The 22,014-nt window shown below is 48.4% G+C and carries 21 protein-coding genes and 1 riboswitch; of the genes, 13 read left to right on the top strand and 8 right to left on the bottom strand.

The window, feature by feature from the left end; all coding sequences use genetic code 11:
• Positions 1 to 84: 84 nt before the first annotated feature.
• A complete protein-coding gene (gltB, locus tag QUA00_RS04645; protein WP_333408844.1) occupies positions 85 to 4,671 on the bottom strand; it encodes a glutamate synthase large subunit in 4,587 nt (1,528 codons plus the stop codon).
• A 202-nt stretch (positions 4,672 to 4,873) separates the two neighbouring features.
• Here gltB and QUA00_RS04640 point away from each other — a divergent pair, with 202 nt between their 5' ends.
• The 8 genes from QUA00_RS04640 (at position 4,874) to QUA00_RS04605 (ending at position 9,322) form a co-directional block, all read left to right on the top strand.
• A complete protein-coding gene (locus QUA00_RS04640; RefSeq protein WP_333408843.1) occupies positions 4,874 to 5,086 on the top strand; it encodes a DUF433 domain-containing protein in 213 nt (70 codons plus the stop codon).
• Positions 5,087 to 5,187: 101 nt separating this feature from the next.
• Positions 5,188 to 5,514, top strand: a complete 327-nt coding sequence (locus QUA00_RS04635; RefSeq protein WP_333146890.1) for a DUF433 domain-containing protein — start codon at positions 5,188 to 5,190, stop codon at positions 5,512 to 5,514.
• 3 nt (positions 5,515 to 5,517) lie between these two features.
• The gene (locus QUA00_RS04630; RefSeq protein WP_333146892.1) at positions 5,518 to 5,871 is read left to right on the top strand and encodes a DUF5615 family PIN-like protein; all 354 of its coding nucleotides are present in this window, start codon (positions 5,518 to 5,520) and stop codon (positions 5,869 to 5,871) included.
• Between the two features lie 106 nt (positions 5,872 to 5,977).
• Entirely contained in the window at positions 5,978 to 6,946 is a 969-nt protein-coding gene (locus tag QUA00_RS04625) for a Fic family protein (protein ID WP_333408842.1), read from the top strand.
• Positions 6,947 to 7,329: 383 nt separating this feature from the next.
• Positions 7,330 to 7,749 (top strand): phosphomannose isomerase type II C-terminal cupin domain, encoded by a 420-nt coding sequence (locus tag QUA00_RS04620; RefSeq protein WP_333106380.1) that lies wholly within the window; start codon positions 7,330 to 7,332, stop codon positions 7,747 to 7,749.
• 144 nt (positions 7,750 to 7,893) lie between these two features.
• Positions 7,894 to 8,223 carry an iron-sulfur cluster assembly accessory protein gene (locus QUA00_RS04615; RefSeq protein WP_333408841.1) on the top strand — a complete coding sequence of 110 codons (330 nt, stop codon included), beginning with the start codon at positions 7,894 to 7,896 and terminating at the stop codon, positions 8,221 to 8,223.
• 318 nt (positions 8,224 to 8,541) lie between these two features.
• Positions 8,542 to 9,114: a Uma2 family endonuclease gene (locus tag QUA00_RS04610; protein WP_333408856.1), complete on the top strand. Its 573-nt coding sequence runs from the start codon at positions 8,542 to 8,544 to the stop codon at positions 9,112 to 9,114.
• Positions 9,115 to 9,145: 31 nt separating this feature from the next.
• A complete protein-coding gene (locus QUA00_RS04605; protein WP_333146899.1) occupies positions 9,146 to 9,322 on the top strand; it encodes a hypothetical protein in 177 nt (58 codons plus the stop codon).
• Positions 9,323 to 9,437: 115 nt separating this feature from the next.
• On the opposite strand, the gene QUA00_RS04600 is transcribed toward QUA00_RS04605, so the two are convergent.
• The 6 genes from QUA00_RS04600 to atzF form a co-directional block, all read right to left on the bottom strand.
• Positions 9,438 to 10,436: a glycosyltransferase gene (locus QUA00_RS04600; RefSeq protein WP_333408840.1), complete on the bottom strand. Its 999-nt coding sequence runs from the start codon at positions 10,434 to 10,436 to the stop codon at positions 9,438 to 9,440.
• 105 nt (positions 10,437 to 10,541) lie between these two features.
• Positions 10,542 to 11,756, bottom strand: a complete 1,215-nt coding sequence (locus tag QUA00_RS04595; RefSeq protein WP_333408838.1) for a response regulator — start codon at positions 11,754 to 11,756, stop codon at positions 10,542 to 10,544.
• Positions 11,757 to 11,972: 216 nt separating this feature from the next.
• Positions 11,973 to 12,203 carry a membrane protein insertion efficiency factor YidD gene (gene yidD / locus QUA00_RS04590; protein WP_333408836.1) on the bottom strand — a complete coding sequence of 77 codons (231 nt, stop codon included), beginning with the start codon at positions 12,201 to 12,203 and terminating at the stop codon, positions 11,973 to 11,975.
• 149 nt (positions 12,204 to 12,352) lie between these two features.
• Entirely contained in the window at positions 12,353 to 13,297 is a 945-nt protein-coding gene (gene truB, locus QUA00_RS04585) for a tRNA pseudouridine(55) synthase TruB (protein ID WP_333146907.1), read from the bottom strand.
• Positions 13,298 to 13,576: 279 nt separating this feature from the next.
• Positions 13,577 to 14,347 carry a calcium-binding protein gene (locus QUA00_RS04580; protein ID WP_333146909.1) on the bottom strand — a complete coding sequence of 257 codons (771 nt, stop codon included), beginning with the start codon at positions 14,345 to 14,347 and terminating at the stop codon, positions 13,577 to 13,579.
• A gap of 40 nt (positions 14,348 to 14,387) precedes the next feature.
• Positions 14,388 to 16,202, bottom strand: coding sequence for an allophanate hydrolase (gene atzF / locus QUA00_RS04575; protein WP_333146911.1), 1,815 nt, complete (start codon positions 16,200 to 16,202; stop codon positions 14,388 to 14,390).
• 577 nt (positions 16,203 to 16,779) lie between these two features.
• Positions 16,780 to 16,934, top strand: a riboswitch (guanidine-I (ykkC/yxkD leader).
• A gap of 144 nt (positions 16,935 to 17,078) precedes the next feature.
• On the opposite strand from atzF, the gene QUA00_RS04570 reads away from it, so the two are divergent.
• From QUA00_RS04570 to QUA00_RS04560, 3 genes are all read left to right on the top strand, one after another.
• Positions 17,079 to 18,146, top strand: a complete 1,068-nt coding sequence (locus tag QUA00_RS04570; RefSeq protein ID WP_333145278.1) for an ABC transporter substrate-binding protein — start codon at positions 17,079 to 17,081, stop codon at positions 18,144 to 18,146.
• Positions 18,147 to 18,253: 107 nt separating this feature from the next.
• Positions 18,254 to 19,105, top strand: a complete 852-nt coding sequence (locus QUA00_RS04565) for an ABC transporter permease (RefSeq protein WP_333408835.1) — start codon at positions 18,254 to 18,256, stop codon at positions 19,103 to 19,105.
• Between the two features lie 168 nt (positions 19,106 to 19,273).
• Complete coding sequence (locus tag QUA00_RS04560; protein ID WP_333145276.1) at positions 19,274 to 20,050, top strand: ABC transporter ATP-binding protein; 777 nt, start codon at positions 19,274 to 19,276, stop codon at positions 20,048 to 20,050.
• A 97-nt stretch (positions 20,051 to 20,147) separates the two neighbouring features.
• Here QUA00_RS04560 and QUA00_RS04555 read toward each other — a convergent pair whose 3' ends face one another.
• Positions 20,148 to 20,285, bottom strand: coding sequence for a hypothetical protein (locus QUA00_RS04555; RefSeq protein ID WP_333408834.1), 138 nt, complete (start codon positions 20,283 to 20,285; stop codon positions 20,148 to 20,150).
• Positions 20,286 to 20,414: 129 nt separating this feature from the next.
• On the opposite strand from QUA00_RS04555, the gene QUA00_RS04550 reads away from it, so the two are divergent.
• Both QUA00_RS04550 and QUA00_RS04545 read left to right on the top strand, forming a co-directional pair.
• Complete coding sequence (locus tag QUA00_RS04550; RefSeq protein WP_333408833.1) at positions 20,415 to 21,146, top strand: urea amidolyase associated protein UAAP1; 732 nt, start codon at positions 20,415 to 20,417, stop codon at positions 21,144 to 21,146.
• A gap of 77 nt (positions 21,147 to 21,223) precedes the next feature.
• Positions 21,224 to 21,865 carry an urea amidolyase associated protein UAAP2 gene (locus QUA00_RS04545; protein WP_333145274.1) on the top strand — a complete coding sequence of 214 codons (642 nt, stop codon included), beginning with the start codon at positions 21,224 to 21,226 and terminating at the stop codon, positions 21,863 to 21,865.
• Positions 21,866 to 22,014: the final 149 nt, after the last annotated feature.

The raw sequence follows: 22,014 nt of genomic DNA, 5'->3' as shown, positions 1-22,014 counted from the left end.
GCCCGCCCTTGGTTAGGGGGGATCTAGACTTCGCTACAAACAAGAAAGACCCTTGCTACATGAGTAGAATTCTAGCGCAGAACCCTAACTACCCCCAATCCGAGCGACATCGCGAGCGTTTTCTTCAAACGCAGCCGTCAGCGCATCATCACCGCTTAAACCCGATGCGATCGCCCTTTCAATAGCCTGCAACACCCGCTTATAGTCCCTCGGCATCACCTTCACAAACATCGGCACCATCTCATCCCACGCAGCCAGAACCTTCGATGCCTTCGCACTTCCAGTCAAATCAACGTGAGTTTGAAGCATCTGCCGCAAATCGCTAATTTCCTCAACATCCTCCAATTTTTCCAAATCCACCATCGACATATTGCAGCGAGTAGCAAAATCCCCCGCCTCATCCAAAATGTAAGCCACACCGCCACTCATACCCGCTGCAAAATTGCGCCCGGTTTCACCCAAAACCACAACTTTGCCGCCAGTCATGTACTCGCAACCGTGATCGCCCACACCTTCAACTACTGCATTCACGCCGGAGTTACGCACCCCAAAACGTTCGCCCGCCATCCCTCGGATGAAAACCTCACCAGCAGTCGCGCCGTAAAGCACGACGTTACCGACAATCACGTTTTCTTCCGCGACAAAGGTAGAAGCTGGCGACGGATACAGGATAATCTTGCCGCCGCTGAGCCCTTTGCCCAAATAGTCGTTAGCTTCGCCTTCGAGCTCCAGGGTGACACCCTTGGGCACAAAAGCCCCAAAGCTTTGCCCAGCGCTGCCTTGGAAGTGGAGGTGCACCGTGTCATCCGCCAAACCTTCCCAGTGGCGTTTGGTGATTTCGTTGCCGAGAATTGTGCCCACAACCCGGTTGATGTTGGTAATTGGCAGTTTGGCGTGGACTTTTTCGCCGTTTTCGATCGCACCTTTGCACAAATCCAACAACACAGTCATGTCGAGAGACTTTTCCAAACCGTGATCCTGCGCCATCTGACAATAGCGCCCGACATCCGCCCCAACCTCCGGCTGATAAAGGATTTTCGAGAAATCCAAACCCTTAGCCTTCCAGTGTTCCACAGCTTGCTGAGGTTCCAAAACATCAGTCCGCCCAACCATTTCATTCAGCGTGCGGAAGCCCAACTGCGCCATAATTTCCCGGACTTCCTGCGCGACGAAGGTCATAAAGTTTACCGTGTGATCGGGGTCGCCGGTAAAGTTTTTCCGCAGCAGCGGGTCTTGCGTCGCCACGCCCACCGGGCAAGTGTTCAGGTGGCACACGCGCATCATGATGCAGCCCAATGTCACCAGCGGCGCCGTCGCAAAACCGAATTCCTCAGCGCCAAGCAAGGCAGCAATTACTACATCGCGACCGGTTTTCATTTGACCATCAGTTTCCACGACAATCCGGCTGCGGAGATTGTTGAGAACCAAAGTTTGATGAGTTTCCGCCAGTCCCAATTCCCAAGGTAATCCCGCGTGTTTGATCGAAGTTTGCGGCGAAGCGCCGGTTCCGCCGTCGTAGCCGGAAATCAACACGACATCGGCGTGGGCTTTCGCAACCCCGGCCGCGATCGTCCCGACTCCCACTTCCGACACGAGTTTGACGCTAATCCGCGCTTCCCGGTTGGAATTTTTCAAGTCGTGAATCAATTCGGCCAAATCTTCGATCGAATAAATGTCGTGGTGAGGAGGAGGCGAAATCAATCCCACACCCGGAGTCGAGTTCCGTACCTTGGCAATCCACGGGTATACTTTTTTACCCGGCAACTGTCCGCCTTCACCTGGTTTCGCGCCTTGCGCCATCTTGATTTGCAGTTCCCGCGCTTGGGAAAGGTACAAGCTGGTAACGCCGAAACGCCCGGAAGCAACTTGTTTGATCGCGCTGTTTTTCGAGTCGCCGCGATCGTTCGTCCAAGTATAGCGTTCCGGATCTTCGCCACCTTCACCGGTGTTCGATTTGCCACCAATGCGGTTCATCGCTACTGCTAGCGATTCGTGGGCTTCTTTAGAAATCGAACCGTAACTCATCGCCCCAGTTTTAAAGCGTTTGAGAATAGATTCGATCGGTTCAACTTCCTCAATCGGTATCGATTCCCGCTGCTTGAATTGCAACAAACCGCGCAAGGTAAAATGCTGCTGGTTTTGTTCATTAACCAGCCCAGAATACTGTTTGAAAAGCGTATAACTGCCCTCGCGCACCGACTTTTGCAGCGCGTGAATTGTCTGCGGACTAAACAAATGCGCCTCGCCTTCTTTCCGCCACTGATATTCGCCACCAACATCGAGAGTATGTCCGCTGGATGGGCGGTCTGGGAAAGCGTGAGTATGGCGCAAAATTGCTTCTTGGGCGATGACTTCGAGGTCTACACCTTCAATCCGCGAGGCTGTCCAAGCAAAGTATTTATCGACTACGGATTTGTTTAAGCCGATCGCCTCAAAAATCTGCGCGCCGCGATAACTTTGAATTGTCGAAATCCCAATTTTCGAGGCAACTTTCGTCACACCTTTTGTTGCGGCTTTGATGTAGTTTTTGCAAGCTGTTTTGTACTCGACATTTAGCAGCAATCCTTCGCGGATCGAATCGGCGATCGTCTCAAAGGCCAAATACGGATTAATCGCGCCGCAACCATATCCAATCAGTGTCGCAAAGTGATGCACTTCCCTCGGTTCGCCGGATTCGAGCACGAGTCCCGCCCGCGTGCGCGTACCTTTGCGGATCAAGTGGTGGTGCAGGCCCGCAACTGCCAGCAGTGCCGGAATTGGGGCTTTGTCTGGACTGATACCCCGATCGCTCAAAATGATGATATTCACCCCGGAGGCGATCGCGCTGTCTGCTGCTGCAAAAACCTCTTCTAAGGCTTGTTCAAGACCTTTCACGCCACTTTTGGGGTCAAACAAAATCGGCACGGTGAATGACTTGAAATTGCCCTCATTTACGTGTTGCAGCTTAGCTAATTCTTCATTGCTGAGAATTGGCGTTTTCAGTTCAATCAAATGACAGCTTTCCGGTTCCGGTTTGAGCAAATTGCGTTCAGCGCCGATCGTAGTTTCGGCAGAAGTTACAATTTCTTCGCGGATAGAATCAATTGGCGGATTGGTAACTTGAGCAAACAACTGCTGGAAGTATTCGTAAAGCAGTTTTGGCCGGTTGGAAAGCACCGCAAGTGGCGTATCCGCACCCATCGCGCCGACAGCTTCCACGCCATCTTTCGCCATCGGTGCTAACAGCAACCGCAGTTCTTCAAAGGTGTAGCCAAAGGCCATTTGCCGCTGCAATAATGTTTCGGGATGGGATTCTGCTACGGCCGGCGCATCTTTCAGTTTGGCGATTTCGACCATGTGCTTGTCGAGCCACTCGCGGTACGGGTGTTCCGAGGCAATTTGATGTTTAATTTCCTCGTCAGAGACGATGCGGCCTTCCTCAGTATTTACCAGGAACATCCGCCCTGGTTGCAAGCGACCTTTTGATACAATTCGTTCTGGGGCGATGGGCAAAACTCCGGCTTCCGATGCCATAATTACCAAGTCGTCTTTGGTAACGCAGTAGCGGGAAGGGCGCAAACCGTTGCGATCGAGCACGGCCCCGATCGATGTACCATCGGTAAAGGCGATCGAAGCTGGGCCGTCCCAAGGTTCCATCAAGCAAGAATGGTATTCGTAGAAAGCTTTTTTCTCGTCACTCATGGACTCGTGGGCTGTCCAAGGTTCGGGAATCATCATCATTACAGCGTGCGGCAAAGAACGCCCGGCCAAATTCAGCAATTCCAAAGCATTGTCAAAAATCGTTGAGTCGCTGCCTTCGATATTGATTAAATTGGGGATTTTCTTTAAGTCATCGCCGAATAGTTCCGACTCAAACAGCGATTGTCGCGCGTGCATCCAGTTAATGTTGCCGCGCATCGTGTTAATTTCGCCGTTGTGGGCGATGTAACGGTAAGGGTGCGATCGTTCCCAGCTCGGAAAAGTATTCGTGCTGAAGCGCGAGTGAACCAGGGCTAGAGCGCTTTCCATGTCGGGGTCGTGCAGTTCGGGATAGTAATCGCCGACTTGCACTGGCATTAACATACCCTTGTAGACGATCGTCCGGCACGAGAGAGTGGAATTGTACCAGTAGGGGTCTACTTCCGTCCTGCGGATGGCGTTGTGAGCCCGTTTGCGGATGACGTACAGTTTCCGCTCGAAAGCCGCCTCGTCAATACCTGCGGCCCGCCGGAGGAACACTTGCTGCATGAAGGGTTCGCTAGATTTGGCGGTGTCGCCGAGGGACGAGTTATCGGTGGGAACATCGCGCCAGCCCAGCACTTCCTGGCCTTCTTCTGCGGCGATTTCCTCAAAAATCCGTTTGCCGTTTTCGCGTTCAGTTTGATTTGGCGACGAGTAAATCGCGCCAACGCCGTACTCGCCGGCTTCGGGAAGTTCGATGTTTAGGCCCGCCGTTACTTTCTTGAGAAACTTGTGGGGCACCTGCATCAAAATCCCCGCCCCGTCTCCGGTGTTGGGTTCGCAGCCGCACGCGCCCCGGTGGTCGAGGTTCAATAGGATTGTTAGTGCCTGCTCGACGATTTCGTGGGATTTGTTACCCTTGATGTGTACGATGAATCCGACTCCGCAAGCGTCGTGCTCGAACTGCGGATCGTACAGGCCTTGCTTTTGTGGCAGTCCGTTGTTGTTCATTTTGATGTGTCTCTCAAAGTGGTGAAAAGATGTTGATCTAGAGTAGATGGTGGGATGCCGATCGATCTAGTATCATTTATTATAGGTGGATCTACTGCATTGGGTAGATGCACGAAAAAATCAAAGCTGATGCGATCGAGCTAGCGTGAAAAAATAGTTACAGCCGATGAGTTAACTATGGAACCCGAAAATCTAAATATTTATGCTTAAAGACTCTTCAATTATTAGCGCGTCTCCTGAGATTATGGGCGGCACCCCAGTCTTTGCTTTTACTAGAGTTCCGGTACAAACACTTCTGGATTATCTGAAAGCAGGAGAATCAATTGATGATTTTTTGGATGGATTTCCAACTGTGACTAAAGAGCAAGTTATCGCCTTGCTGGAAGAGGCTGAAAGACAGCTTGTTGGTAATTAGATGATAAATTGATATTGGGATTTTTTTTTAACCGCAGAGAGCGCAGAGAGCGCAGAGGAAGAGAAGAGAGAGATGAGTAATAATGATTGAGATTGTAAAAAATGACACTGAAAGAATTAGAAAAACAACTCTTAGCCTTAACTCCCAGTGAAAAAACTCAGGCAATACAGCTATTAGCTCAAAGTTTAAGCAATACCTGGCAAGGAATTGAAAAAACTCCGGGCGTGTGTGGCGGCGATGCTAGAATTGCGAAGACTCGCATACCTATTTGGTCGATGGTAAATTATCGCCTTCTGGGTGCAAGTGATGTGCGAATTTTGCAAGACTTTCCTCATTTGAGTGCAGCAGATTTGGCAAATGCTTGGGCTTATGCTGAGGCACACCCAGAGGAAATTGAAGCAGCCATCGCTAGAAATGAGGAAGATTAACAAATGGTGCGTCTTTATGCAGATGAAAATTTTCCACTGGTAATCGTGGAATTACTGCGAATTTGTGGTCACGATGTTTTGACAGTGCAGGAAGCTGGAAATGGTGGACTGGGGATGCCTGATGAAGATGTGTTAGCTTTTGCTATTAACCACAATCGAGCTGTTTTGACGCGCAATTGGGATGATTTTAGACACCTACACCGTTTGCAACCCGATCATAAAGGTATCATTATTTGCAAAGAAGATTTGAATATTGAGAGACAAGCTACACTGATTAATGAAGCTATTTCTACTGTCGAAAATCTCACAGGTAAATTGATTCGGGTAATTCGTCCACCAAGCGTGAAAACAAGCTGATTGCTCAACAACTACCCCAGCAGATTATAATCGACCTTAGAGAAGTATTAGCATTAGCCACAAAAGTGGAGTCGCCATAATCTCCCGACAAATATACCGATTCCCTATGCAATTTTTCTCAACCGCTCAATCCTCGATCGCCCATCAAGCCTATAATAACTTTATGGCGTTGTTAGTGCGACTGTATCCTCAGCGTCTGGGTGACATCCTCCATCAGCATTTTGCCTTCTCAACAGCGATGAATCTTTCTGAAAAATTGCAACAAGTCGATCGACTCAAAGCCTGGTTGGATAGCTTTCGTCCGCTTTCTCCCACTGTGGTTGCAGAATTGAAAAAACTCTACGACGTTCGGTTCACTTATCATTCTAATGCGATCGAGGGAAACACCTTAACGCAACGCGAAACCGAATTAGTCCTCGAAACCGGCATTACTGTCGGTGGCAAAACTTTGCGCGAACACCTAGAAGTCATCGGGCATCGAGATGCGATCGACTATATTGAAATGCTAACGCGATCGGACACCGCGATCGGTGAATGGGAAATTAAACAAATTCACAACTTAATTATAAGGGCGATCGCCCCGGAGGAAGCTGGACGCTATCGGCAGTTAGATGTCAAAGCCGCCGGTACCGAATACCTCTATCCGCCTCATTATTTGCTTTCGGGTTTGATGCCGGAATTTATCGAATGGCTCAACAGTGATAAAATCAAATCGTTACATCCGTTAGAGTATGCAGCCGAAGCACATCTTCGCTTTGTGTCGATTCATCCATTTCGGGATGGTAACGGACGGACGGGACGGCTATTAATGAATCTCCTGCTGTTGCGGGCTGGATATCCCATTGTCATTATCTCTAACCAGGTGCGTGCTGCCTACATCGATGCGATCGCAGAAGCACAGCAGCAGGGTTCTGGGATTGATCCCCTCCTCGATCTTATTGTAGATGCGGCCCGATACTCGCTGATCGAAACCTTGCAAATCCTAGCAACCGCTAGCGATAGCCAAAGTCAAGGGCTGCCTTTCTATCAAGAGATGCTAGCCGTTTTGCAACAGCAGTCTCAAAAGCTGGATTAGAATTCACCAAAAATCCGCTGCTATCAAAATTATTCATCTCTCTCTTCTCTTTCTCTGCGCCCTCTGCGGCCTCTGCGGTTAAATCATTCCGAAACCACCGTAAATCGTGCAAGATGTCCCATTAAATAAAGAACCAGCCGCCACAGATAAAGATTTGATGTAGATTGGGGCGATCGAACCCATAACAGGTGACAACTACTATGGTGCTTTTGCTATGGTTGTTAAGGCAGGTCGATCGGGCTGAGCACAAATCTTGCAAAACTCTACAGTCGGCTAACCAGTCCCCGCAGGTGGGCTTCGGTTTTAACTATAGATTAGTTAATCTCAAAAAACAACGTCGTTTACCAAAGGATTCAGCAAGCAATCCTCAAGGAGTGAAAATCATGGTTCAGATTCAAGAAATTTCTCAAGTATCTACCCTGCACGCACCTGCAGCACCCAACGGAGTAGCCGCTACAGAATTGCGGCCTTGGGGCTCATTTACGACTCTAGAAGAAGGCCCAGGATATAAAATTAAGCGGATCGAAGTTAAGTCTGGACACCGCCTCAGCCTGCAAATGCACCACCACCGCAGCGAACACTGGATTGTGGTTTCGGGTACTGCAAAAGTTACTTGTGGCGAAACTGAACAAGTTCTGTTTACCAATCAGTCTACCTACGTTCCTCAGTGCACTTCTCACCGTCTGGAAAATCCGGGAGTTATCCCCCTGGTTTTAATTGAGGTGCAGAATGGCGAATATCTCGGAGAAGATGATATTATCCGCTTTCAAGACGATTATGCTCGTAATGAAAAGGCTAAGTAACTCAAGTTGCTAAAGATATAGGGGTAAGGTGCGCTGCGGCGCACCCTACATTCTCCGGGTAAGGTAGAGGGCTAGGCACACTCTACATTTTCAAAACTTAACATTACTTCCCAATTATCAATTACCAATTACCAATTACTCATAATGATTCATCTGAGCAAAACAGCAGCAACAGAAGTAACGCGCCTCAAGTCGAAGCATCCGAACCCCAATGCTTTATTTCGTCTGGGCGTGGAAGCGAGCGGCTGCTCCGGTTTGTCTTATACAATGGCATTTGACGATGGGCCAGCCCCAGAAGACGCTGTATGCGAGTCGGAGGGAATTTCCGTTGCGATCGACCCCCAGCACTTAAAATATCTCAATGAGCTCACCTTGGATTATTCAGAAGACTTGATGGGCGGAGGTTTCCGATTTCACAATCCCAATGCCGCCCAAAGCTGTAGCTGCGGCAACTCCTTTTCTGCCAAGGAATAACCAACCTGTAGGGTGCGTCAATCGATTTTAGATTTTAGATTTTAGATTTTAGATTGACTTGCGCGAGATAAATGCGGGGGCTTGAGGATTTGCGATTTGCGATTTGGGATTGATTCCACGGATAAATCACGTGGCGGGTACCATCAAGAAATTCTTGGTCAGTTGCAGATAATTCTTCAATTCTAAAATCTAAAATAGATTGACGCACCTGACAAAATAAGCAATAACCAATATGATTTAGAGTGCGTCAGTTGCAGATAATTATAAAATCTAAAATCTAAAATCTAAAATCTAAAATCTAAAATCTAAAATCGTATGATGACACTCAAAGACTTAGAAAAAGTCCAAAAAACCTTCAAAGAAGCCGGTCAAGACTACCAAGTTGAACTAGAAAGCGGGAGGATTATCATTGTGGGCCCGTCAGACATTGTATCTAGCGAAATAGGTGTAATTTTCAGTTGGCTGCTCGCCAATTGGGTTTATCCCCGCCGTTTGGGTCGAGTTTTTGACTCCGCAGGGGGCTTTATTTTACCTGATGCTAACCTTACAGCACCTGATGTTTCTTTTGTCCGAGCCGCACGTCTCAGGCAAAGTCCCCGTTATTTCGGAGAATTAGTCCCCGACTTGGTAGTAGAAATTAAATCACAGAGCGATCGCATTAAACCGCTAGAAAAAAAGATTCATAATTTCCTAGAACTCGGAGCGCAAGTAGGAATTTTGATCGATCCAGATGAAGAAACTGTAACAGTTTATCGTCAGGAAGGTGAACCAATTGTGTTAGGAAATCAAGATATTTTGACTGTCCCCGAACTTTTCCCTGGTTGGGAATTGCCAATTGCTGAACTGTGGCCGCCAATTTTTACTGAAGCAGAAACTCAAACTGAAGCCTAATAAAGTTTATGCAGGTTTTACATAGCCAGAAATGCGAAAGGGAGCATCTCACCTTTGCAGCCCTCCGCTAGAAATTGGAGTTTTGAGGCAGGAGGCAGGAGGCAGGAGGCAGAAGGAAAGAGGAAGAAGGAAAGAGGAAGAAGGAAGGAGGAAGAAGGAAGGAGCCAGAAGAAGGAAGGAGCCAGAAGAAGTATTTTTACAAATATGAGATGCTCCCAATGCGAAAAGCCTCTCTTCTCTTCCTCTGTGTCCTCTGCGCTCTCTGCGGTTAAATAATTCCTATGCAACCGTAAACGATATGAGTGCAATGGAAAAGCTTTTAATCAAGCTGGTATACCGAGAATAGTCCACTGCATTAACTGCTGCCACTCGGCAGATTGAGCTAATAAATCTGCATCCAATTCATTTCCCGCATCCTGCGAAAACTCGGCGAAAGCTTCCGCCCAATTAATTACTGTTTCCACAGGCAAATAAGGCGTATAATTCCAAGAACGCTGCAAAAACTCTATCATCTCAACAGAATGACCGGTGCGGTACAAATACCAAGCAATCCACACTAAGGTACTGTACTTAATTTGCTTTTCCAACAAACGTATTTTAGCCGGCAACTCCGGGCGGGCAAAAAAATTGTCCATCACTGCGGCGAGGGATTTAGCCTGCGGTAAACCTTTGTACATGGCGCTTTGTTCGTGCTGGCGGTAGCAAACAGTTACTTGCTGCAACCACTCGGCTTCGCATCCCATTAAGGCTAAACGCAGCACTAAATCTGTATCTTCCGCCGGGGGAAATCGAGGATCAAATCCGCCGGCGCGCTCTAACCAGTCACGGCGAAATACCATCGCGCTGGGTAACACGGGTTTCCACCGCAGCCACATTTCTAAGTCTAATTTAGGGACATTTTGCCAGGGTTTGACATCTTTTAGCGGTTCGCCTATACTATTAACTAGACGCCAGCCGCTGTGAACTATTCCTAGATTGGGTCGCGCTGCAAATACGGCCATTTGTGCTGCTAATTTGTCGGGAAAAAAGTAGTCGTCAGCATCGAGAAAGGCGATAAATTCTCCTCGCGCTAGCTCGATGCCGTGATTTCTGGCAATCGAAACTCCTCGATTTTGTTGGTAAATGTAGCGAATTCGATCGCCATATTTCTCTAAAACTAACTGGGTATCATCTTTGGAACCGTCGTCTACGACAATAATTTCCCAGTTAGCATAGGTTTGGTGCAGAACGCTATCGACGGCTTGGCCGACGTAATCCGCGCAGTTGTAAGCCGGAATTACTACGCTCACCTGCGGGGTGCGATCGCTCGTAACATTACTCATAATTAATTATCTTAAATTCGATTGCATCTTTATTTTACAATGAGCGTAGGGTGCGTCAGGAACTGACGCACCCAGCAAGGGGTTGTTGTGTTCATTAATTTGGGTTCAAGAATTGGCCAGGGTAAGTTGTCGTGAATGGAGTATATCTTGGGGGCGAATTGCTGAAGGGTGGCGATCGCCTTTTACCTTCAAATACTTGTCAGCTATTTGTAAAACCTGTTCGGGATTGGCTGGCTTGCTCAAAAAATCGGAAGCACCGGTCAATTTCGCCCGCGTGCGGTCAATTATACTGTCTTGACCGGTCAAAAACACGATCGGAGTTTCGCGAAAAGCAGGTGTCTTTCGCAAAAAATTGCACAAAGCAAAGCCGCTTGTCTTCGGCATCACCACGTCCATAAAAATTAAAGCAGGCTTCTGTTTGGAGATGATGCCCACTCCCTGCATCGGGTCTTGAATTTTTAGAACTCGATACCCCGCCGGCAATAAAATTTGCTCTAAAAATTCGCATACTGTCGGACTGTCATCGATACAAGCAATCAAAGGGCGGCCCGGCCCTGCAATCGCCGCAGCAAGGCGCCACTGTTCTATCGGCGACGGCAAGTCTGGTACTGTTCGGAAATTTACTAAACCCTGCTTGATGTAATTAACTAAAGCGCGAGTTGCTACTGTCACGCACTGCTTTTTCTTAAATGCAATATCCCAAAGAGTATTCTCGCCGTTGAATACGTTAGCTAATGCGATCAAAGAATTAGAACTAAATCGATTTTCCTGTAAATGGGCCGACGGTTTTAAAAGTGGTGCTTGTTCTGGATCTACCAGCCACAAACCCATTGCTTTCCACTTCTGCCAAATTTCTTCTGTACAGCACAGAATTTTCTCTACTTCTGTTAAAGACAGCAGCAAAGAAGAGGTAATGGTAGAAAAATATTTCTGGGACGGACGCCACTCCCGGCGCAAACCCGATTGACCTATCAGAGCAAATAACACTTCCGAAAGGCTGGTGTGGACGATCGCCCTAGCTTGTTCCAGACTCATTTCGCTGGCTGCTACCCCTCGCTGAAGCAGTTGATATTCCCACAGTTCTCCAGCATCTAGGTCTCTGAGATCGACTTGAAAGTTTCGACAGTGTTGCCCGATCGCCCTATACCAGCGCCTCGCTCTGTGCGCTCCTCCTGTGCCATAAACCAAACTACCCTGAAAAAAGTAAAGTTGCCACTGTTGTTCCCCTTGCTCTAACACCAGTTTCCCCGTTGCTTGTTTCTGGCTGAGTACAGCCAGAGTATGGGACAACATTTTGTATCCGATTGCGGTAGCAGACATATCAACTCGCATCCCCTGTACTCTGTTTGTACCATTATAGAGCTGCTGAGTTTTAAAAGATAACAGTAATATTACTGAATTTGGGTTAAGAAACACCACTAATTGTGCGAATTTAACCCTCGTAGGGAGTGATTCCCCTCGGTAGTTTTAGCCATGAGGATGCAACGCCTATTTGCACTATTAACTAATAAATAAAATACTATTTTTGACTAATAACTAATCGCCCTCGCTCTCTGTGGGAGGTACTGGATCGTAACCCCCTGGATGAAAAGGATGACAGCGCAAAATCCGCTTAACTGCCATTGAGCTGCCGCGGGCGGGCCCAAATCTTTCTATTGCTTCGATCGCGTATTGCGAACAAGTTGGCTGAAATCTACAGGCGTTAGGCAGGTAAGGAGAAATCCCCATTTTGTAGCCTCGGATTAATCCGATCAGCAATATTTTCACAATTTTTACCTCAGCGATTGATTAGATTAATAGGTCAATCTCGTCCCGTACCGCTGTAAGCTAGGTGAATCTAGGGGATTCCCAGCGGTTAGAGTTCCGCCAACTTTTCCTGTACCAATTATACCTTTTTTCATCTTTATTTTAGATACTTAAAGCACAATTTGAGGAGATAATATGGTACTTGTCTCTGAGTTCGCTACTTGACCGATACCTAAAAAATTACCGTCTCGATCGTAAACCTGCAAGGCATAGGGAGGTTGGGGTATGGGGTTGTGGGGGGGATGGTTGCTACTTTCCTCATAGGGCCCGATGATCGGCGTTTCGGGAATCGGGAGGCGCTGTCCTTGAAACCAGCGTTTGGTATATTCAGGGGAAAGGACGATCGCGCCTAAATGTCCCAAAACCGCCGATGGCAAAATTGGGCAGAATTTATCCTCCTGCAATTGCAGTTCCAATTGTTCAAAAGTTAGACTTTCCTCGATCGAAAAACCGCTACTTTCGGTGCGAGTCAAACAAGCCAAAGTACCGCCTGTATTCAACACCGCCCCCAAATCCCGCGCGATCGCCCGAATGTAAGTACCCGCCCCGCAGGCGATCGACAAATCCAATTCAGGAAAATCCCCCGGCCGCCAATCCAATATTTCCAGCCGAAAAACCTCTACTTTCCTAGCAGCAACTTCCACAGTTTCGCCTTTTCTAGCTAACTCATAAAGGCGTTTTCCTCCCACCTGAACCGCACTAAAACTCGGCGGAAATTGCTCGATTTTTCCTAGGAATTTTGGGAGTGCAGCTTGCACTTGTTCCAAACTTAACTCTGGCACCGGTCGAGAATGGATAATTTCTCCTTCTAAATCGTCAGTAGCAGTAGTTAAGCCAAAGCGAATTGTGCCTCGGTAAGCTTTATTGTGTTGGAGAAATTGCAGCAGTCTGGTTGCTTTGCCCAGGGCGATCGGCAAAACGCCAGTCACAGCAGGATCTAGGGTTCCTCCGTGTCCGACTCGCTTGAGTTTCAATAGCCGGCGCACTCGCCCCACGCAGTCGTGAGATGTCATGCCCGCAGGTTTGTTGAGATTGAGAAAACCGTCAGTAGTCATTAGTCAGTAGTCAGTAGTCAGTAGTCAGTAATCATTAGTCAGTTGTTATTGGTTATTTGTTATTTGTTATTTGTCATACCCAATCCTGCTTAAATAACTTTCTCTATCTTAGTTTGCGGAGGCAGACTTCGTTTGTGTAGTTTGAGGTCAAAAGCGGTTTCAAGCACCGAGTCTCATAAAATGGTTAGCAAACCCGGATTTTGTATCAGTCAACCGTCAACCGTCAACCGTCAACCGTCAACCGTCAACCGCCAACAGTCAACCGTCAACAATTCCCAATTAAAGAATAAAGTCTGCCTGAGTGATTGAAGTGCGGGTAACTCCGAATAAAGTAGCCAGAGTTTCCTTGGTGCTTGTAAGCTGAATAATTGTACTCGGCGAAGTTCCGGTTCCAGCGGAAATGGTGAGTTCGCCAAAAGTAAGGCCGGCAGCCAAGCGAATCCGATCGGTACCATCAGTAAAATCTGTAATCACGTCCCCGTCTGCCAAACGCCCGATCGCAAAAGTATCGTTTCCGGCGCCGCCAGTTAAACTATCTCGGCCGCGATCGCCCGATAAACAGTCATTGCCGATGCCACCAAACAGCGAGTCATCGCCGGCACCTCCAAAAAGCGAGTCATCGCCCGCGCCACCCAACAAAGTATCGGTGTCTTGGTTGCCAAACAGCAAATCATTACCCTCCTCGCCCAGCATTGAGTCAGAACCTTTGCCGCCGTAGAAAGTATCGCCGCCGGCGCCGCCCAAAACGCTGTCGCGGCCCGCACCGCCGAACAGCAAATCATTGCCAACGTCGCCCAGCAGTGAGTCATCGCCGTCGCCGCCGTAGAGGGAATCGTCTGCGGCTAAGCCAAAAATGCTGTCAGGGCCTCCTAAACCAAATATCAAGTTAGCGCCCGCAGTACCTCTGAGGGAGTCGGGGCCGCTGGTGCCGCGAGTGCCACCAGGTGCCCCTCCGGGACTGGTACCGCCAGGTGCCCCTCCGGGACTGGTACCGCCGGTGGGGGTTGGGGTTGTGACGGGAATTGGTCGAATTGGCACTGCTGGTGGCATGATTCTGAAGATGGGTAGAAATTTGCCATTCTAACTTAGCCTAAAACCGGAAGTTATATGCTCGCCAACCGCCGAGATGAGAAATATCGATCGCATCCGCCACAGCATAAGGTTCGCACAAAAAGCCCTGCACCGTCGAGCCGTCCTCCAAGACCAGCGTACCAATTCCCAAGGGCGGGGGAATTTTAGCGACAAATCCGCCGAAAGCCGCGATCGACAACTCCCAAACTTCCACCTCGATCGCGCTACCGCCCTCTATCTGACGCACCAATCCCGGCTTGCCCAGAGCATTACCCGTCAAAGCGTACAGCTTGTAAATCGGGCTGGTACGGCAGGCGCGAACCAAAATGCCTCCCCCCTCAATTAATTGATAATTCAGCGGCTCACCGCTCAAATGAGCGCCAACTACGGCTATTTTGACTCGTCCTTCTGAGGAATATTTGGCTGGGATGGCGGGTTCCGGGAGGGTTGGCAGCGGCAGACCGGTTGCGCCCAAAGTTCCCCCCAAGCTAGCGTGGAAAGCAGATCCCAGGCTGCAGAGCGATAAATCGTGCCACGCTGGAGCCATCAGTGTCAATCCTGCGGGCAATCCGCTGCTTTGAAACCCGCTGGGAACTGCGATCGCGCACAAATCGAGCAAATTCGCAAAGTTCGTGTAGCGCCCCAGATTGGTGTTGAGCGCGATCGGCTCGGCTGCAACTTCTGCGACAGTATAAATCGTACCTGTCGTGGGTACCGCCAACACATCCATTGACTGCCACTGAATTTCTGCAAGCTTGCGGAGTTCTGCCAACCGGTACGATGCGCGGTAGGCAGAGACGGCATCGTAGCGTTTGCCGCCGCTGATAATTTCGTAGACGATCGGATCGATATCCTCTGGGTGCGCGTCGAGGAAATCGCCGATCGCGGCCAACCTTTCTGCTACCCAAGGCCCGCCGTAGAGCAGTTCGGCAGCATCCGCAAAGGGTTTGAAGTCAATAGGTGCGATCGTGCAGCCCAATGATTGCAAGCGCACCAGAGCCTCTCGGTAGCGCTGTTCGGCTTCTGCATTCCCAAAAAATTCGAGTTCGCCGTCTCCGGGAACTCCCACCCGCAAGCGGGATAAATCCGGCAAAACTTTCGTTTCAGGGCGACGAGAAAACGCATCCTCAGCGTCAAAACCGCTGGCTACTTGCAGCACGGAGGCCGCATCCGCACAGGTGAGAGCGAACACAGAAACGCAATCGAGCGATCGCACTGCCGGCAGTAAGCCGCGAGTGCCGATCGAGCCGCAACTGGGCTTCAGCCCGACAATGTTGGTAAAAGCAGCGGGAACCCGCCCCGATCCTGCGGTATCGGTACCCAGAGCAAAACTCACCAATCCGGCGGAGACTGCTGCGGCGGAACCCGAACTCGATCCGCCCGGAATGTAGCGCCGATCGAACGGATTGCGACAAACTCCATAGGGCGTGCGGGTTCCCACTAATCCTGTGGCAAATTGATCCATGTTTGTTTTGCCGATCGCGATCGCACCTGCCGCGCACAAACGCTCTACGACTGCGGACGATCGCGCTGGAGTGCGAGCAAACGCAGGACATCCCGCCGTAGTCGGAACGCCCGCCCAATCGAGATTATCTTTGATCGCAAAAGGTATTCCGTAGAGCGGCAATTGTTGCGGGTCTAGGTTTTCCAAGGCTTTGGCCCGTTCGAGGGTTTCTGCCTGTGGTGCTAAATAAATCCATACTGCCGGATCTGCATAGCGTTCGATCCGATCGTACACGCTGGCGATCGTATCTGCAGGCGCGATCGAGCCTGTGCGGTAGCGATCGAGCAGTGAATGAATGTCAAGACTGTTGCTGTAGTTAAATTTTTCCATAGTGCACGGTCAGTCGATTTTAGATTTTAGATTTTAGATTTTAGATTGAAGATTTGACTTCATATCATTTCTGGTTATATGAGGATGATTTAACCGCAGAGAACGCAGAGAACGCAGAGGGAGATCGGAGAGAGATGAATAATTCCAATGCTAACGGATTTGACTTCACAGGCTGTGTTAGGCGATCGTTATTACAAATAGGATGTTAGTTTACCGCATTGTCGATCGTACTTGCATCTAGTCTAGGGAGCGAAGTATTCCTTGAGAAATATTCAACCCTGACCTTGCGGGTTTCGTCTTTTTGTGCAGGTAAACTTCGCGATTTCCCATCGCCCCATCTCATTGCCCGGTTTAATCTTCCAAAAATTTTAATTTTACTTCGAGAAAAACGGTTTTTTGTAACATTTTACACATTTTCGCATCAAGTTTGCTGTTAGGGTTTGAAGCGTAGCAATCTAGTAGGATTGCACGCTACAGTATGCTTACCTTTAAAAAAGCTAAGTGCATTGCTGTTACCAACAGTCTCGAATAACTCCTTGGGTTGCAAACAGGACTTATACAGACAAAAAACGAAAAATTTAACCGCTTCTAGGGTTCCGATTTGAATCAGTTTCTAAGTCAGCTTAGACAGTTCAAGTGCTGGTCCGAGAGAAGCAGACTGGTTCTCCCAATATTTGATTAATTTGAGGGAAACACTAGCCAGTTACACGGCGGGATAAAAGCCCGGGAGAAACGCGATCGGTCATCAAGACTCGGTTCGTTAGCTCTCGGGCTTTATCCTTGTATATCAGGGGGGTTTGCAGAAGCTAAGGAAGCCAAAGAAGGTGCAAAAGCTCGATCGACATATTCACCTCTAACCAGCAACCAGAATATGCTATGAATATCCGATATTCCTCGCCCAAAATAACGCGATCGCCCTTATCCTACTGCGCCATATTTTTCATCACCTTGTTTTTCGCTGTCGGCTGCGTCAACCCGGCAATTTATATCAAAACCACGACAGAAAGCGAAGCAGCTTCTTCAGTAAGTGCTAACGCAGTTCGCCTCGGATTCAGCGCGTGGCCCGGCTGGTTTCCTTGGCAAATTGCCAAAGAGCAAAAGATATTTGAAGCTAACAATGTTGCTGTAGACTTAAAATGGTTTGACGGCTACTTAGAATCGATCAGCACCCTCACAGCAGGACAGATAGATGCTAACAGCCAAACCCTCGGCGATACAGTAAACTCAATATCCGGCGGCGCCGACCAAGTAATTGTTTTAGTCAACGACAACTCGACGGGAAATGACAAAGTGATTGTCGCCGAAGGCATCAATTCCGTTGCCGATTTAAAAGGTAAAAAAGTTGCAGCCGAAGAAGGTACAGTCGATCACTTTCTATTACTGTTAGGGCTGAGAAGAGCAGGTTTATCAGTGCAGGATATTCAATTTATACCGCTGGAAACAGGCAAAGCTGCGGCGGCTTTCGTCGGAGGGCAAGTCGATGCGGTGGCAGTATTTGCGCCGTTTACCACGCAGGCATTAAAACGATCGAACAGCAAGGAACTGTTTAGTTCCAAAGATTTTCCGGGGGCGATTTCCGACCATTTGGTATTCACCCGAAAGTTTATCGGCGAACACCCCGATCGAGTACAAGCCCTGGTCAATTCATGGTTTGCAACATTGGAATACATGAAAGCAAACAAAGAGAAATCTTACGAGATTCTAGCCAACCGCGCCGGAGTTAGCGTTGAGGAATACAAAGAATATGAAAACGGCACGAAGATATTCACGATCGAAGAAAACTTGAAAGCCTTTCAACCGGGAAATGACATGACATCATTGCAGTTTGCGGCGGCAGAAATGACTAAATTTCTCGTCGATGTAAATTTAGCCAAAACCCAACCAGATATCAGCACTTTATTTGACGATCGCTTTATCAAAGCTTATGCCGAGGGTAAAAGCTAAAAGGCCTAATTTAGGATTGTGCAGACACAAAAAACCTTAAAAAAAATACTTTTTATAATCCCCAACATCTACTCCAATTACTCGACAAACCGTTCCGCAATTAAATCATGCCACCAAATCCCGATCCCCGATCCATTCAATCCCACCTCAAGCAAAAAAACCTAAATCCCACCGTTTTCTGGCGGATTGCGGAAGAGATACCACAACCCCTCAATATTGGGTTAACGGTGACATCGATCGCACTGCCGCTGCTGCTGTGGTGGCTAGTAACAACCTTCGCCAACGTAGACCCCAAATTTTTGCCTTCCCCCGGCAAAGTTTTAGAGGCATTTGGTCGGCTGTGGAACACTCGCGAACTTTTGAAAGACACGGTAGCGAGTTTGTGGCGGGTGGGAGTGGGCTTTCTGTTCGCCTTGGTTTTTTCCATACCCATTGGCGTGCTGATGGGCAGTTTTCCCAGTATTCGCGCCTTGCTGGAACCCATGTTCGGCTTGATGCGATATATGCCCGCACCAGCATTCATTCCCCTGCTAATTCTATACTTAGGAATCGGCGAAGAACCCAAAATAATGCTGATATTTATCGGCGTCTTTTTCTTCAATTCGCTGATGGTAATGGATACAGTCAAGTTTGTTCCAAAAGACTTGATCGAATCTACTTATATGTTAGGTGGAAATCGCTGGGAAATCCTAACTCAAGTTATTTTTCCCCACGTTTTGCCGGGAATTCTTGATGCTAGCCGCATCAACCTAGCTGCGGCTTGGCAATTGGTAATCGTGTCGGAATTGATTGCCGCCACCGAAGGCTTAGGCCGCCGGATCAGCGTCGCCGGTCGATTTCTCCGAACCGATGAAATTTTTGTGGGGCTGATTGTCATTGGGGCGATCGGACTGGGTTTTGACTTGCTTTTTCAATATCTGCTGCGGGTTTCTTGTAAATGGTCAAGTCAGAAACAGTAAGCAGATGTTATACAAATCAGTGTTAAAAACTCTTATCGTACTCGGCGGTTGAAACCGCTTCTACACAAACGAAGTCCGCCTTCGCGGACTAAAGAGTTACTAACGAGGATTTGGTGTTAGAAGGCAGAATGGTATCATTTTTTTACTTACAATACAGAGGATAAACTCATGTTTCTGCAAATCAACAATCTGCACAAAAACTTTGAAACGAAAAAGGGTAAATTAGTTGTCCTCAAGGACATCAATATGAGCATCAAGCAAGGCGAATTTATCTGCGCGGTAGGCGCATCCGGTTCGGGCAAATCTACTCTGTTGAGGCAGATTGCGGGATTGGACAAGCCGACAACAGGGGAAGTGAAAATTGACGGCAAGGAAGTTGTTTCGCCTGGCCCGGATCGAGGTATGGTATTTCAGCATTACACTCTTTATCCTTGGATGAACGTGCAGGAAAATGCCGAGTTTGGTCTCAAACTTCAAGGCGTTTCCAAGAAAAAGCGGCGCGAACAAGCGAGCTATTATTTGAATGTGGTAGGATTGACGCAGTTTGCTTCGTCGCTGCCGAAGGAATTGTCGGGCGGGATGAAACAGCGGGTGGCGATCGCCCGCGCCCTCGCTTCTGAACCTAAAGTGTTATTAATGGATGAACCTTTCGGCGCCTTGGATATCCACACTAAAGAATCGATGCACGAATTCATGCTGGATTTGTGGCGTCGCACTGAGATTACAATCTTTATGATTACCCACGATGTCGAAGAAGCGGTGTTTCTTTCCAATCGGATTTATGCTTTGGGCGCTCGTCCCGGTACAGTGAGAAAGGAAATGTCGATTAATTTGCCCGATCGCACTCCCAGCGTTAAACGCCACGCCAAATTCCACGATTACCGCGACGAACTCATGGATTTGATGCGGAAACACGGACAGGAAGCAGTTGCAATGGCTGCTTAAATAGAAATAGGTTTGTATTTGCACTTTTTGCACCTGCGCCAAGAGTACAACTGCCAACCTAAGTAAGTGGAAACTTAACATCTTGCACCATTGTCAATTACCTATTTAGGAACGGGCAAGATGCCCGTTCCACAATAAAATTGAGTTGTGTGGAACGGGCATCTTGCCCGTTCTTGAGAGTGGTGCGGGCAAGATGCCCGTTCCACAATAAAATTGAGTGTTGTGGAACGGGCATCTTGCCCGTTCTTAAGAATGGTGCAAGATATCAGTGGAAATAAATATTACTTTGGGAGAGGGTGAGTTTTGCCACTACAGAATACTATTGTTGGTTTCCCTGACCCCCCCAATACATCAAGAGGAACTTATGGTGCAACTATCATCGATCGACACAAACTCACAAATTGATTCTGACCTCGTATTAATGCAAGAAACCGTACCGGGCGGCGCGTACTGGTCAGGGGTCATCAAGCGGGGAAACACCCTGCGAATCACCGATTTAGAAGGCTCTCGCGGCGTTTCCATGCTGTGCTACAACGCCGACAATGCGATCGAACGTTTCAACGCAGCAGACACCGCCAAAATTCAATTCAACGCCTTTCTGAAACAAGGCATGGTGATCTACACAGACATGGGACGCATCCTATTTTCCATCACCCAAGACACCTCCGGCTGTCACGATTTGCTAGGAGGATGCAGCAACGCCATTAGCAATGCCAAAAAATACGGCGAAGGAGACTGGAAAAACTCCCGCGACAACTTCCTCAAAGCCCTAACTCGGTGGGGATTGGGCAAAAAAGATATCATGCCCAACATCAACTTATTTACTCGCATTGCCGTCAAACCAGACGGCACGATGGAGTTTCGCGAAGGCTGCGAAAAACCGGGGAGTTTTATCGATTTGCGAGCCGAAATGAACGTATTGACAATTATCTCTAACTGCCCCCACATCCTGCATCCTGGTTCAATTTACGATCCAAAACCAATCCAAATTCAGATTGTGAAATCCCCCGCACCCGCACCAGACGACTTGTGTCGCACCGCCAACCCGGAAGCAGTGCGCGGGTTCATCAACACCGATGCTTTGTTCGTGCAATAGACCCGATTCCACAACTCAATCTTATCCGCATCAATCTGCGGTGAAAAATTCTGCACTTCCATCACAAAAAGTGAACCATGACTGCAACTACCCAACAAATCCTCGATCCAAAAACTGCAATTTATAACGAAGTTTTACCCGCCAGACATCCCTGGTCTCGTGTCATCAAAAAAGGACAGATTCTCCGCATTGTAGATTTAGGCGGCAATCAAGCAGTAGATTTTTTAGTTTACAATGCCGATGACCCGTCCGAACGCTACAGCGCCCCCGATACGATCGTCAATCAAGGCAACATCTTTGTCACTACAAACAGCCAACTCATTTCCAACGAAGGGCGAGCCATGATGACCATAATTGCTGACTCCTGCGGGCGGCACGATACCTCCGGCGGCGCCTGTAGCTGCGAGAGCAATTCGGTGCGGTTTGGACTAGATAAAAAATACCAGCACGCCTGTGTTGAAAATTTCCTCGCCGCAATTCTTCCCCACGGTTTGGGCAAGCGAGATTTAGTCAGCAATATCAACTTTTTTATGAATGTTCCGGTTAGCGAAGATGGCACGCTTGAAATTGTTGACGGCATCTCCGATCCGGGAAGTACAGTTGATTTGCGAGCAGATATGAACGCGCTGGTTGCTATTTCTAACTGCCCGCAAATGAACAATCCTTGCAATGCTTACAATCCTACGCCGATTCAGTTGATTGTTTGGGATGCGGTGTAAATGTAGGGTATGTACTGTTTCCGCACTCTTTTTAGGGCGGGCTAGAAGCCCACCCCACAAGAAAATTCACTCTTTGTGGAACAGGCATCTTGCCTGTTCTTCAGGATAGTTTTAGGGCGGGCTAGAAGCCCACCCCACAACAAAAATTA

Origin of the sequence: Microcoleus sp. T2B6 (assembly GCF_036700475.1) — a bacterium.
Taxonomy (GTDB): domain Bacteria; phylum Cyanobacteriota; class Cyanobacteriia; order Cyanobacteriales; family Microcoleaceae; genus Microcoleus.
The sequence above is the reverse complement of the archived record's forward strand: the minus strand, read 5'-3'. Positions and strand labels throughout refer to the sequence as shown.

What these genes read in the sequence shown, in the direction of transcription:
- gltB (WP_333408844.1), bottom strand. Translation starts at nt 4,671, where the DNA reads ATGAACAACAACGGACTGCCACAAAAGCAAGGCCTGTACGATCCGCAG.
- QUA00_RS04640 (WP_333408843.1), top strand. Translation starts at nt 4,874, where the DNA reads ATGCTTAAAGACTCTTCAATTATTAGCGCGTCTCCTGAGATTATGGGC.
- QUA00_RS04635 (WP_333146890.1), top strand. Translation starts at nt 5,188, where the DNA reads ATGACACTGAAAGAATTAGAAAAACAACTCTTAGCCTTAACTCCCAGT.
- QUA00_RS04630 (WP_333146892.1), top strand. Translation starts at nt 5,518, where the DNA reads ATGGTGCGTCTTTATGCAGATGAAAATTTTCCACTGGTAATCGTGGAA.
- QUA00_RS04625 (WP_333408842.1), top strand. Translation starts at nt 5,978, where the DNA reads ATGCAATTTTTCTCAACCGCTCAATCCTCGATCGCCCATCAAGCCTAT.
- QUA00_RS04620 (WP_333106380.1), top strand. Translation starts at nt 7,330, where the DNA reads ATGGTTCAGATTCAAGAAATTTCTCAAGTATCTACCCTGCACGCACCT.
- QUA00_RS04615 (WP_333408841.1), top strand. Translation starts at nt 7,894, where the DNA reads ATGATTCATCTGAGCAAAACAGCAGCAACAGAAGTAACGCGCCTCAAG.
- QUA00_RS04610 (WP_333408856.1), top strand. Translation starts at nt 8,542, where the DNA reads ATGACACTCAAAGACTTAGAAAAAGTCCAAAAAACCTTCAAAGAAGCC.
- QUA00_RS04605 (WP_333146899.1), top strand. Translation starts at nt 9,146, where the DNA reads ATGCGAAAGGGAGCATCTCACCTTTGCAGCCCTCCGCTAGAAATTGGA.
- QUA00_RS04600 (WP_333408840.1), bottom strand. Translation starts at nt 10,436, where the DNA reads ATGAGTAATGTTACGAGCGATCGCACCCCGCAGGTGAGCGTAGTAATT.
- QUA00_RS04595 (WP_333408838.1), bottom strand. Translation starts at nt 11,756, where the DNA reads ATGTCTGCTACCGCAATCGGATACAAAATGTTGTCCCATACTCTGGCT.
- truB (WP_333146907.1), bottom strand. Translation starts at nt 13,297, where the DNA reads ATGACTACTGACGGTTTTCTCAATCTCAACAAACCTGCGGGCATGACA.
- QUA00_RS04580 (WP_333146909.1), bottom strand. Translation starts at nt 14,347, where the DNA reads ATGCCACCAGCAGTGCCAATTCGACCAATTCCCGTCACAACCCCAACC.
- atzF (WP_333146911.1), bottom strand. Translation starts at nt 16,202, where the DNA reads ATGGAAAAATTTAACTACAGCAACAGTCTTGACATTCATTCACTGCTC.
- QUA00_RS04570 (WP_333145278.1), top strand. Translation starts at nt 17,079, where the DNA reads ATGAATATCCGATATTCCTCGCCCAAAATAACGCGATCGCCCTTATCC.
- QUA00_RS04565 (WP_333408835.1), top strand. Translation starts at nt 18,254, where the DNA reads ATGCCACCAAATCCCGATCCCCGATCCATTCAATCCCACCTCAAGCAA.
- QUA00_RS04560 (WP_333145276.1), top strand. Translation starts at nt 19,274, where the DNA reads ATGTTTCTGCAAATCAACAATCTGCACAAAAACTTTGAAACGAAAAAG.
- QUA00_RS04555 (WP_333408834.1), bottom strand. Translation starts at nt 20,285, where the DNA reads ATGCCCGTTCCACAACACTCAATTTTATTGTGGAACGGGCATCTTGCC.
- QUA00_RS04550 (WP_333408833.1), top strand. Translation starts at nt 20,415, where the DNA reads ATGGTGCAACTATCATCGATCGACACAAACTCACAAATTGATTCTGAC.
- QUA00_RS04545 (WP_333145274.1), top strand. Translation starts at nt 21,224, where the DNA reads ATGACTGCAACTACCCAACAAATCCTCGATCCAAAAACTGCAATTTAT.